Below are 12,169 nucleotides of genomic sequence, written 5' to 3'. Positions count from 1 at the left end.
CGCTTATCATCTGAACAAGAGGTGCGATCATGTCCACAAACAAATCCGCGATCAAAGTCGCCATTATCGGCATGGGCCCGCGTGGGTTAGGGGCGCTTGAGGCACTGCTCAACCAATGTGCGCTTCATAACAGAACTGTGAACCTCAGCGTTTTTGATCCATTGGACCTTGGCGGCGCTGGGCCGAATTTTGATCCCGGTCAGTCCATCTTGGGGCTGCTCAACACGCCGACGCGCGATGTGCAACTTGATACCGAACTAATCTTGGCTTGTGGTGGATTTCCGGAATGGCAAGCGGGCCAAGACCATAATGACATTGATCGTTATGCGCCCCGTGCGGAGCTTGGCTCTTATCTTCAACAACGCTTTCAAGATGTTGTAACAACGTTCAAGGCGATGCTCACCCTATCCGATTACCATGACTGCGCAACCGCAATACGGCGCGATGAAACCGGTTGGCATGTTACGTCAACAGCAAATGAACACGGCCCATTTGATGAAATCCTGCTTGTTCCGGGACAACCACAAACAGAATATGACGCCCAATGGGCCTCGTGGGTTGAACACTCGCGGCAAAGTGATGCGGACTGTATTCAAGCCTATCCAGACCAGAATGTTCTTGACGCCGCAAAGGGTTGGACCGGTCGAAAAGTTGGCATTCGTGGTCTCGGTCTTTCGACCTTTGATGTGCTGCGGTATCTGACCGCCGGTCAGGGAGGAAGGTTCGAAAAAAATGTCTATCATAAATCCGGCAAGGAACCTGACCGTATTTTCGCATTCTCCCTGAATGGACAGCCGCCCTTTCCCAAGCCCGAGAATGCGCGTCAAGACCAAGATTATTCATTGCAGCGGGTGGAAATCGAACAATTTCTGCTTGTTTTGAAGAACGCGGTTAGTCTCCCCCATGATCAGGCGCTTGATCATATTTGTGACGCATTGGTCGCACCTACCTTTCGGATCGGATCGACAATGGGAATGGATGGTGATGTTTCTGACATCCGGAAATGGTTGCAAACAGAGCGCACTTCCCCCGGCGATCAGGAAACTCATGCACCGGTTGATACTCTGAAGCAGGGCATTGCTATGGCCAACGGATCGGTGCCCCCGACGATCGGCTATGTCATCGGGCAAATCTGGCGAAAGCTGCAGAATGAACTGCGAATTGGGTTCAACAGTGCACAAATATCTCCGGAAACAGCCCGAGCGCTTATAGATTTGGACGAAGGATTGAAACGATATGCCTATGGTCCGCCACTCAGTTCTGCCTGTGCGATGCTGGCTCTGATTGACTGCGGCCTTGTCAGCCTGTCAGTCGTCGATGACCCAGATGTCGCCATGGTAGACGAGGGATGGCAACTTTTCGACGATGGGGAGGCCGCAACAGTTTCGGTCATGATCAATGCGGTGCTGGCACCGCCGTCATTGCAAAAAATCACTGATCCGTTTGTCGTTCAACTCAGATCGCAAAACTTCCTTCATGAGTTCTATGAAGGGTCCGGCGCAAAGACCATCCCAGACGGGCAAGTGGTAACCGCAACGGGTGCCGTGGTTAAAGGTCTATGTCTTTTGGGCCGCCTGTCTCTGGGTAGCGTCATTGCCGTGGATTCGATCAACGATTGTTTTGGTGCTTCGGCCCAGCGTTGGGCCGCAGGTGTCATCCGTCGCTCACAACCTTGATCCTTCCTCCCCGTCGTTTATGAAGCCAATAGCGTTGGAACCTTAAACAGGCGGACCCGCCTTTCTCAACCAGGAGGCGCATGATGGCGCAAGACAAGACCCACGCCCTTAGCGATGTTCTGGACCGGTTGGAGGAATCTCTGGTCGGAAAGCAAATCCTTTTTGGAGATGTTGTCGGTGCAATTGGGCCCAGTTCGTTTTCTTCGCTCATGCTGATATTCTCACTGATTTGCACATCTCCGGCCAGTGCCATTCCCGGCGTAACCTCCGCCGTTGCGCTGGTTGTTTGTATTCTGACAGTCCAGATGATCGCAGGACGCGAAGCGGTCTGGTTGCCGCGCTTTCTGATGCACCGTCATATTTCGACAGTGACATTAGGAAAGGGCATCAAATGGTTGCGCAAACCTGTCCGCTTTGTCGAAAGGTTTCTCAAGGTGCGCCTCACCTTTGTATTTCACCGGCCTTGGCTATGGTTGCCGTTGATCCTGATCCTGTGTTTGACAATCATAATGCCGTTTATGGAAGTCATACCGGCTTCTGGTTCGATAGCTTCTACCATCATCGCGCTCTTTGCTGCCGGCATGTTAACCCGTGACGGTGCACTGGTGCTGATTGCACTTGCCTTGTTATTGGCCGTGCCGATCACGATCTGGGGTCTGGGCCATTTTGGCTAATCAAGGGCCTGTTACAACTTCGCGCCTGGCCGGGCGCGACTTTGGCAAATACAAGCGCTCTGCCAAACCCTTGCATGCTGCGCCAGGCTCGATAAAGGCACAAATCAGCTCAAGCTGCCGCCAGCTAAACCCCCCAAAAAAAATACGCCGATCCAGGCCCCTTTCAATGCGGTAATCTAGCCCTGTCCGTCATCATCTTAAGACTGCCACCCGCCGGAAACAGCATGACGCCCACGTCTACCCCTTGCAGCGATTGTTCTGGATCATCCAACGGATCATTGGCCCAGGTTCAGATCCGATCCATCCTTTGATCATTTCAAGTATGCCCCGCCAGAAAAAGGGCAGAAACCTCGCCCGATGCTTTCTGCAATGCGCATGAGGGTTGTGCAATTTCGGCTGCATTGACCGATGCCGCCATGGTTGTTTTGAATATTCAGACAGCTATTCCAATTGCGAAGACCAGCCGCGCTAATTAAAAATACTTCAGAAAACCGCTGTGTCTCGTGTTGCTGAAAGTTCATCGGCGTGACTATGTTGTTCAGGCTTGGCGCGGGTGCGACCCCTTCACGCCAAATGCCTTTGTTTGAAAGAAGCGACAATGACCTCCAACAACTCGGCATCAGGATATTTCCTGTACCACTCAATCGGCATGTACCCCGGCAAAGAGGATGACCTGAAAACGGCCATGTCTGAATTTGCCGAGATTTGGGGCGAAGCGAATGACAAACAATGGGGCTATGTCCTGCAACGGCGACAGGATTTCATCGACTACTGGCGTCGGGTGATCAATGTACCCAAAGGGTCATTGACAACTTGTGAAAGCGTAACAGGGGGCATGCATATGTTGATGCGGTCGCTCCCTGAAGGAAGCCTCAAAGGGAAACGCGTTCTGGTTTCTGCCGACTGTTTCCCTTCGGTACATTTCCTGCTGGCTGGTCTGGCAGCAAAGATGGGCTTCATTCTGGACACCGTTCCGCTGAGCGCGGGCAAAGCATGGGTCGAAACCCAGGACTATATCGATCATTGGCAGCAAGACGTCGGCCTTGCCCTGTTGACATGGGTGACCTCTGTGGCATCCGCGCGCGCTGACATGAATGCGCTTGTGGCACACGGGCGCGACATGGGCAGCCTCATGGTCGCGGATATAACCCAGGCGGCGGGACTGATCCCCTTTGATGCCTTGTCACCAAAGGTCGATTTTGTTGTCTCTACCAGCCTGAAATGGATGTGCGGGACACCGGGTGCCGGAATTCTCTATGTAGACAAGGCGCTGGCACTCGAATTGCAGCCAGAGGCGCGCGGCTGGTTTTCACAGAACAACCCGTTTTCCTGGGACCTGGACAAATTTGAATATGCGCCTGATGTGCGCCGCTTTGATTCCGGCACCCCCGGGTCGATTGCCGCTGTGGCGTCCCTGCCAGCGATGCGCTGGCATGCCGCGCAAGATCATGCTGAAATGGTTGCCCACAACCGTCGTTTGATCGATCAGATCATCGCCCATGCGGATGATCTGGACCTTCCGCTCTATTCACCGCGCGACGCTGCACGCCGGGGCGGATCGATCATGTTGCGCATGCCAAACAAGGCAGAAGCCGCTGCCGTGGTCGGTGCCCTTGGGCTTGAGCGATACGCTGTGGATTTTCGCGGACCGATCATGCGTCTATCTCCCGGCAACGTGACCGACGAAGCCGCTATCGATACCGTTTTTCAGATTACCAAAGATGTACTTAACCTGCGTAAAAGGCGCTTTGCGGGCAAGGGTCCGCAGGGCGATTCCGCAACGCTCAAGATAGGTGGGAAAACCATGTCATCGCAAGAAATTCTAGGCGCGTTTGGTGAAATGTTGCTGAGCGGAAAGATCAAGGTTGTCGATTGCACAACCACGCTTGGCCCGAAAACGCCGATCATCCGATTGCCCGAGGATTTTGCCAAGGCGACCCCCAAGGTCGAGATCAACAAGATCAGTGAATATGATTCCGACGGGCCGTTTTTTGCCTGGAACTGGCTGAAACTCGGCGAACATTCCGGCACTCATTTTGACGCACCGCATCACTGGATTTCCGGCAAGGATTTTGAGGACGGCTATACCGATTCCCTTGATGTTCAGCGGATTGTCGCCCCCGTAAATGTCATTGACTGCTCTGCGCAAGCTGCTGATGATCCGGATTTCCTGCTGACCCCTGACCATGTCCAAACTTGGGAAGCAGAACATGGTAACATCAACCCCGGCGAATGGGTGGTGATGCGCACCGATTGGGACAAGCGGTCTCATGACGAAGAACTGTTTCTGAACGAAGACCCTGACCCATTTGAGGATGGTGCCCATAGTCCGGGACCAACCCCGGAATGCATTGATTACCTCTTGGCCAAAGGGATTGTCGGCTGGGGCACGCAATGTGTCGGGACCGATGCGGGCATGGCCGGCAAGATGAGCCCCCCCTACCCGGCTCATAACTTCCTGCACCGCGACAATTGTTTCGGGTTGGCCAGCCTTGTTAACCTTGATCAGCTTCCCGCGAAGGGGGCCATATTGATCGCGGCCCCCCTAAAGATCGAAAATGGGACCGGCAGCCCGATCCGCGCATTGGCACTTGTGCCTGCATAGAGGTTGGCGATTTCGGACAGTGACAATCGCCCGACTTGAGCGCCTGGAAAACCTGCCCGTGCTCCCGACGCGCTCTTGTCTCCGAGCTGTGGGCAACCTACTGCTGGAACCAGAGCATACTATCCTGATCAAAATGAGTTGGCGCAAGTAGATGAGCACGAACACGCCTTCGCAGGTCACAGGCTACGGCGCCGCCTGGATCATTGTATTCGTCTGGTCTTTTTGGTTGATTGTCAGCCGGATCGCGAATGACAGCGGACTGACAATCTATGATCTGGCCGCCATGCGCTATGGTTTGGCATCGATCCTCGCACTGCCGCTCTGCCTGTATTACAAACCGTGGCGCGGAATGCGTCTGAGGCAGATTGCGGCGCTCTCCTTTATCCTGGGTCCGGTCTATATCTTGTCCGTCTTTTCCGGTTTCCTCTATGCCCCAGCGGCCCATGGCGGCATTTTCATGAACGGCGTCTTGCCGTTGATCTCTATCCTCTTCGGGCTTGTGCTGTTGCGCTCCGCCCCCAGCCTGCGACAGATTGTCGGCGCTGTGCTTATCCTGTTCTCGGCAATTGTTCTGGCATGGGACGCCAGCGCGACAAGCACAACAAATGCCTGGATCGGGGATCTGCTCTTTGTGGTGGGTGCAATGTTTTTTGGAACCTATGTGCTGCTGTCAGAACGCTGGCAACTGGGTGCAATGCAGATCATTTTTTGCGGTACGATCGTCAATGCGATCCTTTATCTGCCTATCTGGGCGCTTTGGCTGCCCTCTGGTTTATCAAACGCTCCGCTTGGTCCATTGTTATTGCAGTCTGTATATCAGGGGTTTGTGCCAAACCTTATCGGCCTGTTGTTCATCGCCCATGCCTCCCGCACAATCGGAACGGCAAATACGTCCTCCATTCTTGCCGCTGTGCCCGGTGTTGGCGGGCTTTTGGGCGCAGTTATCTTGGGCGAGGCACTAAGCCCGACCAGTATTTTCGCAATTGCTTTGCTGACGATCGGATTGCTGATCAGCGTTCGCCGACGCACCCGCCCGCCAATGTGATCGCAGAGTGATCCATCCGAAAAAAATCTTCGCTCCCTGCGTCCAGGCGGACCGGCTTGTTCACGACACTTTAACGCGCCTTTGCCGTTTGCATGGCGTCGCGCAGTATTTGGCGATCACCGATATGGTTGGCAAGCACCAATATCAAACGCGCATTCAAGGCATCGCTCTGCGCCTTGTCCAGACCCTGATGCAGCGCCAAAAGTTCATCGTAAAACCCGTCGGGATCCGGGATATTGGGATCAAGGTTGAGACTCATGATGACAGCTCCTTGCCGGTGTTCCTGCGCATGGCGGATTTAATTGCGTCCACATCGGCATCAAGCCACCGCGCGCCGACATGCTGATCCGGCCGGATCAGATAGAGCGCTTGTTCCGCATTCCCCAGAAAGCGTTCAGCTATGGCACCCGTAGGATCAGCATCCTTTGTGTTTAGCGAAACGGTGTTTACCCTGATCCCATCCACCTCGTTCAGCGTGGGAACTGTGCTATTGATGGCAAAGAGCGTGAAATCTCCTGTGAACTTTGACAACAGAAACCCTGCATCCAGCGGTGCATCGGGACAGGCTGATCCGGGACGTGTACGTGTTGGCAAATCTGCATGATCCGGCCCGTTCAGCGGCAAACCATCATAGACACAGGGCACCGAAAGCCGACCTGAATTCACCAACGGTCGCGCAAAAGCGTGTTTTTGCGCCAGTTCAAGAATTGCATTGCGGAACACCTTGCTGATCTCGCTTTTCGGTGTGAGGAAATCTGTGGCCCGGGTCGAATTGAGAATGTTCTCGTCCGCGCCGTGTACCCGTTCCTGCGAATATGTATCGAGAAGCGCCGCAGGGGCCAGACCTTTGATGACGAGATCCAGTTTCCAGGCGAGGTTGTCGGCATCCTGAACGCCAGAGTTCGCCCCGCGTGCGCCAAAGGGGGAAACCTGATGTGCGCTATCACCTGCGAAGAGAATATTTCCGTGACGGAATTCCTTCATCCGGCGGCATTGAAAGGTATAGATCGAAGTCCATTCAAGCTCGTATTCTGCCCCCTCACCCAGCATTGCATCAACCCGTGCGCGAATGTTTTCCGGCTTCAGTTCCTTGGCGCGATCAATGTCCCAGCCCAATTGGAAATCGATCCGCCAGATGTCATCAGGTTGCTTGTGCAACAAGGCGGAAGCACCGCTGTCCTTGAACGGGGGTTCGAACCAGAACCAGCGTTCTGTCGGGAAATCAGCCGTCATCCTGACGTCTGCAATCAGGAAATTGTCCTCAAACACCCGGCCGTCAAAACTGAGGCCCATCATATCGCGAATGGGCGAGCGTGCCCCGTCACAGGCAATCAGCCAGTCCGCCTCTAGTTGGTAGATGCCATCGGGCGTATCGACGTCAAGCGTGACGATTCCGGCCTGCTGTTGCATGCTGGTTACCGCATTCTGGCCGCGAATTTCGATCGGTGCGCCCTCTGCCTGGGCGGTACGAATTGCATCAACCAGAAACTTCTCAAAATATGGCTGTTGCAGGTTAATAAAGGCAGGAAACTTGTGCCCCGCTTCGGGCTGCAAATCGAATTCGAAAACTTTTTCGTTACCGTGGAATACCTTGCCGATGTTCCAAACCACACCTTTGTCCATCATTGCCTGCCCAGCGCCCAGACGATCGGCAATCTCGAGCGTACGTTTGGCAAAGCAAATGGCACGGCTACCTTGTCCGACCCCCTCGTGATCGTCCAGAACAAGCACCGGCGTACCCCTGCGTCCCAGATCAAGTGCAACCGCCATGCCGATCGGGCCACCACCGACGATCACAACGGGATGCCGCTGCGGCGGCGCCGATTGCGCCGCTACCTTCTCATATGGATAGAGCTTGAAGGCGATGTTGTACCTGACGTCTACCATGTGATGTCCCCTCGTTGCCTGACCAGTTATCCTTGCAATTCCGCCCACATCTCCAGGTCGCGCTTGTCGGTCCAGATGCGCGGGTGCAGAATGCCACGCGCCTCGTCATAGGCGCGCGCGACGTTAAACGGCAGGCAATGTTCGTAGATTGCATAATCCTTGAACTTTGGATCGCAAGACGCGCGGACCGCATCCCAGGCCTCTTTCAGTGTGCCACCACGTGCGGCCACCTTGGCGGCGGGTGCATAGGTGCTCTCGACAAAATCTCTGGTGCTTTCGATAGCGCGTGCAACCGCTTCTTTGCCTATCAGCGCACCACCGCGCCCCGGCGCAATCGCGTCGACATCATAGGCTTTGATATTGTCGAGCGTCTGCCCCCAGTCGCCGAAATAGCCGTCACCACAATAGCAGGCAGAGTGGTCCTCGACGATATCACCGGTGAACATCACATTCTCGTCCGGCACATGGATCACTGCATCCCCTGCTGTATGTGCACGACCGATCTGTTTTATGTCGACACGCCGCTTGCCCAGGTAGACGGTCATACTGTCGCTGAAGGTCGTTGTCGGGTAGGTCAGGCCCGGAATGCTTTCATGTCCTTCGAATAAACGCGGAAAGCGCTGGAATTCGCTGTCCCAATCTTCCTGGCCGCGTTCTTCGACCATACCGCGGGCCACATCGGACATGATGATCTGGTCAGCACCATAGGCGCTTGCCCCCAGAACACGCACAGCGTGATAATGGGTCAGCACCAGATGGGTAATCGGTTTGTCAGTGACTTCGCGGACCTTCTCGATAACCTTGTTCGCCAAGCGCGGCGTTGCCTGCGCTTCGACAATCATCACGCTATCGTCCCCGATGATCACGCCTGAGTTCGGATCGCCTTCGGCCGTGAACGCCCAGAGATCGCGGCCCACCTCATCAAAGGTGATTTTCTTTTCTGACATGTCCCCTTGGGAAGCAAATGCTTTGGCCATCTTGGTATCCTGTCTTGCTAAATTTGGTTTCTGGTGAAGGGATCAGGGGAATTTCACAGCGGGCGTGATCTTGCCTGAGCAAGCCCCAAAACCGATGCGATACCCCTCGCCCTGTGCGTGACCCGTCAGGATCATCGTATCGCCGTCTTCGATAAAACTGCGTGTGGATCCATCGGCCAGCGTCAGCGGTTCCTTCCCGCCCCAGCTGAGTTCCAGCAGGCTGCCCCGTTGCGCTTTCTCGGCCCCCGAAATGGTGCCAGAGCCCAAAAGATCGCCAGCGTTCATCGCACAACCGGATGAAGAATGATGCGCCAGTTGTTGAGCGGCAGAGTAATACATCTCGTTATAATTGGTCCGCGAAATGACCTCCTGCGCGCCTCCCTCTGGCTGAATGATGACACTGAGGTCAATATCATACAGCGATGGACCCTCTTCATGCAGATAGGGAAGCAGTTCGAACTCGCGTTCTGGTGTCGGCGTGCGGAAGGGTTCCAGCGCGGCCTTGGTTACGATCCAAGGTGAAATCGTCGTGGCAAATGCCTTGGCCTGAAACGGCCCGAGTGGCTGGTATTCCCATGGCTGTATGTCACGTGCGGACCAGTCGTTCAGCAGCACATACCCAAAGATCATTGCATCCGCTTGAACGGCATTGACGGGCTGGCCCATCTCGGTGGAGGTGCCGACGATAGCCCCCATTTCCAGTTCAATATCCAGCCTTTTCGAAGGACCGAAGCTTGGCACTTCCGCGTCTGGTGCCTTGAACTGGCCGTTCGGCCGGATAATGTCAGTGCCGGAAACAACGACGGTTGACGCCCGTCCGTTATATCCAATCGGGATGTGCAGCCAGTTCGGAGGCAAGGCATTTTCGGCACCGCGAAACATCGTGCCGACATTTGTCGCATGATGTCGGCATGCATAAAAATCAGTGTACTCGGACACAACCATCGGAATATGCAACATCGCGTCCGCCATCGGCACCAAATAGGGTGCAACCTGTGACTGTTCATCAGAATCAGAGGTGAGAATGCCAAACAGGCGCGCGCGCAACTTTTCCCAGGCTTCCGGCCCAAGATCCATTACATCGTTCCAATAGGGCACATCAAAAACCGGTTCTTCTGTCAGCGTCAGAATACCCGCTTCTTCCAGGCCGGTCACATCGAGGATCATATCCCCGATCGCCACACCGCACCGAGCCTCAAGGCTGTTGGTCGAAAACACACCATAGGGCAGATTGTTCAACGGGAAAGGCGTTTCCGCGCTGTTGGCGCTTTCTACCCATGAGGTCATCAGTTGTGTCATGTTGTTACTTTCGCGTCAGGTTGTTGATCAGGATGCGCGGCGGCGATCGCAGGCACAGCCAATGCATTGGTTTCGATGCGTAGCACGTTTGGAAACGGCTCAAGGTCAAGCCCCCAGCGACGCGCATTATAAACCTGTGCAACGATGCAAAGATCGGCAAGGTCCGGACTCTCATCAAAGGCAAATGTGCTCTGCGGGTCAACCATGGTTTCGACGGCGGCAAAACCCTGCGCCATCCAGTAACACATCCAATCTGTCGTTTGTTCGGCTGTGGCCCCAAAACGGCTTCGGAGTTGGCCGATCAGGCGCAGGTTGTTTATCGGATGAATATCAAGCGCTACGGTATGTGCTGCCGCCAATACGCGGGCACGCCTCAAGGCATCCTTTGGCAGTAGCGCAGGTTCCGGCCATGTGGCGTCAATATAGTCCAGGATCGCCATTGACTGCGTGAGCACGGTACCATTGTTCAATACAAGCGTCGGAACGCCCTTGCCGGGGTTAAGCGCGGCGTAATCGTCGCGCCGCTGATCCCCCGCAACCAAATCAACAGGAATGGTGTCATATGGAACGCCCTTGAGGTTCAGGGCGGCCCGCACGCGATACGACGTTGTCGAACGCCAATAAGAATAAAGTTTCATTTCTTGCCCGCCGACCCGTCAAACTTCTTTTCGATGCCTTCCCAGCAATCGATGTAATCGTCCTGCAATGGTGCCTCCTGCGCCGCGAATCTGGTCAGTTGCTGCGGAAAGCGCGTTTCGAACATGAATGACATTGTGTTATCCAGCTTTTCCGCGCCCAGTTCGGCATTTGATGCAGCTTCGAATGCGTTTCTGTCCGGCCCATGGGGCAGCATCATATTGTGCAAGGAAATGCCGCCGGGCATGAACCCTTTTGGCTTTGCATCATACTGACCATAAATGTTGCCAAGCAGCTCGGACATGATGTTCTTGTGATACCACGGCGGGCGGAAGGTATCTTCGGCCACCATCCAGCGTTCGCGGAACAAAACAAAATCGATATTCGCGGTGCCTTCCTGCCCGGAAGGTGCGGTCAACACCGTAAAGATGGAAGGGTCCGGATGGTCAAACAGGATCGCGCCTACCGGACAATAGGTTTTGAGATCATATTTCACCGGCGCATAGTTTCCGTGCCATGCGACCACATCCAACGGGGACTGGCCGATCTCTGTTTCGTGGAACTGGCCACACCATTTTACAGTGACGGTTGATGCCACCTCGCGGTCTTCGAAGGCTGCAACAGGTGCCTTGAAATCACGCGGATTGGCCATACAGTTGGCCCCGATCGGCCCCCGTCCGGGGAGTTGGAATTTCTGACCATAGTTTTCGCAAACAAACCCGCGACATGGCCCATCCAGCACCTCGACCCGATATACCAAACCACGTGGAATGATTGCTATTTCCTGTGGCGCAATGTCGATGATCCCCAATTCGGTGCAAAAGCGCAAACGTCCCTCTTGGGGTACGATCAACATCTCACTGTCAGCTGAGTAAAAATAGCTGTCGATCATGCTCTCGGTAACCAGATAGATATGCGACGCCATGCCGACCTGGGTATGAACATCACCTGCAGTTGTCATGGTGCGCATGCCAGTCAGCCAGGTCAGCTTTTCCTGCGCATGTGGCAGCGGATCCCAACGATATTGGCCCAGACTTGCAACATCTTCGACAATATTCGGAGCAGATTTCCAGTAGGGCAGGTCGATCTTTTCATAGCGATGCGAATGCTTGACTGAGGGTCGAATGCGGTAACACCATGTGCGTTCATTCTGATGGCTGGGTGCGGTAAAGGCTGTGCCGCTCAACTGCTCTCCATATAGGCCATAGTTGCATTTTTGCGGACTGTTCATGCCTTGCGGCAAGGCACCGGGCAGGGCTTCGGTTTCATAATCATTCCCGAAACCCGGCATATATCCCTCATGCGGGCCGGGCAAAGAGGGGGCCTGTATAAATGGCACCGCCGCTGTTTGCTTGTTCATTTCGTCCTCC

10 protein-coding genes and 1 pseudogene are annotated in these 12,169 nt (G+C 54.7%); 5 read left to right on the top strand and 6 right to left on the bottom strand.

What is annotated here, in order from left to right; genetic code table 11:
* Positions 1 to 29: 29 nt before the first annotated feature.
* From OS190_RS11895 to OS190_RS11875, 5 genes and pseudogenes are all read left to right on the top strand, one after another.
* Complete coding sequence (locus OS190_RS11895; protein WP_267158927.1) at positions 30 to 1,676, top strand: FAD/NAD(P)-binding protein; 1,647 nt, start codon at positions 30 to 32, stop codon at positions 1,674 to 1,676.
* Positions 1,677 to 1,756: 80 nt separating this feature from the next.
* Positions 1,757 to 2,350 (top strand): exopolysaccharide biosynthesis protein, encoded by a 594-nt coding sequence (locus OS190_RS11890; protein WP_267158926.1) that lies wholly within the window; start codon positions 1,757 to 1,759, stop codon positions 2,348 to 2,350.
* 598 nt (positions 2,351 to 2,948) lie between these two features.
* Positions 2,949 to 4,013: pseudogene (locus tag OS190_RS11885) on the top strand (aminotransferase class V-fold PLP-dependent enzyme); the annotation flags it as partial.
* 141 nt (positions 4,014 to 4,154) lie between these two features.
* On the top strand, positions 4,155 to 4,955 hold the full coding sequence (locus OS190_RS11880) for a cyclase family protein (protein WP_267159126.1): 801 nt from the start codon (positions 4,155 to 4,157) through the stop codon (positions 4,953 to 4,955).
* Between the two features lie 151 nt (positions 4,956 to 5,106).
* Positions 5,107 to 6,000, top strand: coding sequence for a DMT family transporter (locus OS190_RS11875; protein WP_267158925.1), 894 nt, complete (start codon positions 5,107 to 5,109; stop codon positions 5,998 to 6,000).
* 70 nt (positions 6,001 to 6,070) lie between these two features.
* On the opposite strand, the gene OS190_RS11870 is transcribed toward OS190_RS11875, so the two are convergent.
* Genes OS190_RS11870 through hmgA form a run of 6 tightly spaced genes read right to left on the bottom strand, consistent with a single transcriptional unit; the run spans position 6,071 to position 12,159 of the window.
* Complete coding sequence (locus OS190_RS11870; protein ID WP_267158924.1) at positions 6,071 to 6,259, bottom strand: DUF2783 domain-containing protein; 189 nt, start codon at positions 6,257 to 6,259, stop codon at positions 6,071 to 6,073.
* Positions 6,256 to 7,887: an FAD-dependent oxidoreductase gene (locus OS190_RS11865; RefSeq protein ID WP_267158923.1), complete on the bottom strand. Its 1,632-nt coding sequence runs from the start codon at positions 7,885 to 7,887 to the stop codon at positions 6,256 to 6,258. Before OS190_RS11865 ends, OS190_RS11870 begins: the two co-directional genes overlap by 4 nt.
* Before the next feature lie 26 nt (positions 7,888 to 7,913).
* A complete protein-coding gene (locus tag OS190_RS11860) occupies positions 7,914 to 8,864 on the bottom strand; it encodes an MBL fold metallo-hydrolase (RefSeq protein WP_267158922.1) in 951 nt (316 codons plus the stop codon).
* 42 nt (positions 8,865 to 8,906) lie between these two features.
* Complete coding sequence (gene fahA, locus OS190_RS11855) at positions 8,907 to 10,163, bottom strand: fumarylacetoacetase (protein WP_267158921.1); 1,257 nt, start codon at positions 10,161 to 10,163, stop codon at positions 8,907 to 8,909.
* Positions 10,160 to 10,801 carry a maleylacetoacetate isomerase gene (maiA, locus tag OS190_RS11850; protein ID WP_267158920.1) on the bottom strand — a complete coding sequence of 214 codons (642 nt, stop codon included), beginning with the start codon at positions 10,799 to 10,801 and terminating at the stop codon, positions 10,160 to 10,162. Before maiA ends, fahA begins: the two co-directional genes overlap by 4 nt.
* Positions 10,798 to 12,159 carry a homogentisate 1,2-dioxygenase gene (hmgA, locus tag OS190_RS11845; protein ID WP_267158919.1) on the bottom strand — a complete coding sequence of 454 codons (1,362 nt, stop codon included), beginning with the start codon at positions 12,157 to 12,159 and terminating at the stop codon, positions 10,798 to 10,800. Before hmgA ends, maiA begins: the two co-directional genes overlap by 4 nt.
* Positions 12,160 to 12,169 lie beyond the last annotated feature (10 nt).

The sequence above is a fragment of the Sulfitobacter sp. F26204 genome (assembly GCF_026410305.1).
Taxonomy (GTDB): domain Bacteria; phylum Pseudomonadota; class Alphaproteobacteria; order Rhodobacterales; family Rhodobacteraceae; genus Sulfitobacter.
The sequence above is the reverse complement of the archived record's forward strand: the minus strand, read 5'-3'. Positions and strand labels throughout refer to the sequence as shown.

Bases quoted from the DNA above. Each gene is read 5' to 3' on its own strand.
- OS190_RS11895 (WP_267158927.1), top strand. From the start codon at position 30: ATGTCCACAAACAAATCCGCGATCAAAGTCGCCATTATCGGCATGGGC.
- OS190_RS11890 (WP_267158926.1), top strand. From the start codon at position 1,757: ATGATGGCGCAAGACAAGACCCACGCCCTTAGCGATGTTCTGGACCGG.
- OS190_RS11880 (WP_267159126.1), top strand. From the start codon at position 4,155: ATGTCATCGCAAGAAATTCTAGGCGCGTTTGGTGAAATGTTGCTGAGC.
- OS190_RS11875 (WP_267158925.1), top strand. From the start codon at position 5,107: ATGAGCACGAACACGCCTTCGCAGGTCACAGGCTACGGCGCCGCCTGG.
- OS190_RS11870 (WP_267158924.1), bottom strand. From the start codon at position 6,259: ATGAGTCTCAACCTTGATCCCAATATCCCGGATCCCGACGGGTTTTAC.
- OS190_RS11865 (WP_267158923.1), bottom strand. From the start codon at position 7,887: ATGGTAGACGTCAGGTACAACATCGCCTTCAAGCTCTATCCATATGAG.
- OS190_RS11860 (WP_267158922.1), bottom strand. From the start codon at position 8,864: ATGGCCAAAGCATTTGCTTCCCAAGGGGACATGTCAGAAAAGAAAATC.
- fahA (WP_267158921.1), bottom strand. From the start codon at position 10,163: ATGACACAACTGATGACCTCATGGGTAGAAAGCGCCAACAGCGCGGAA.
- maiA (WP_267158920.1), bottom strand. From the start codon at position 10,801: ATGAAACTTTATTCTTATTGGCGTTCGACAACGTCGTATCGCGTGCGG.
- hmgA (WP_267158919.1), bottom strand. From the start codon at position 12,159: ATGAACAAGCAAACAGCGGCGGTGCCATTTATACAGGCCCCCTCTTTG.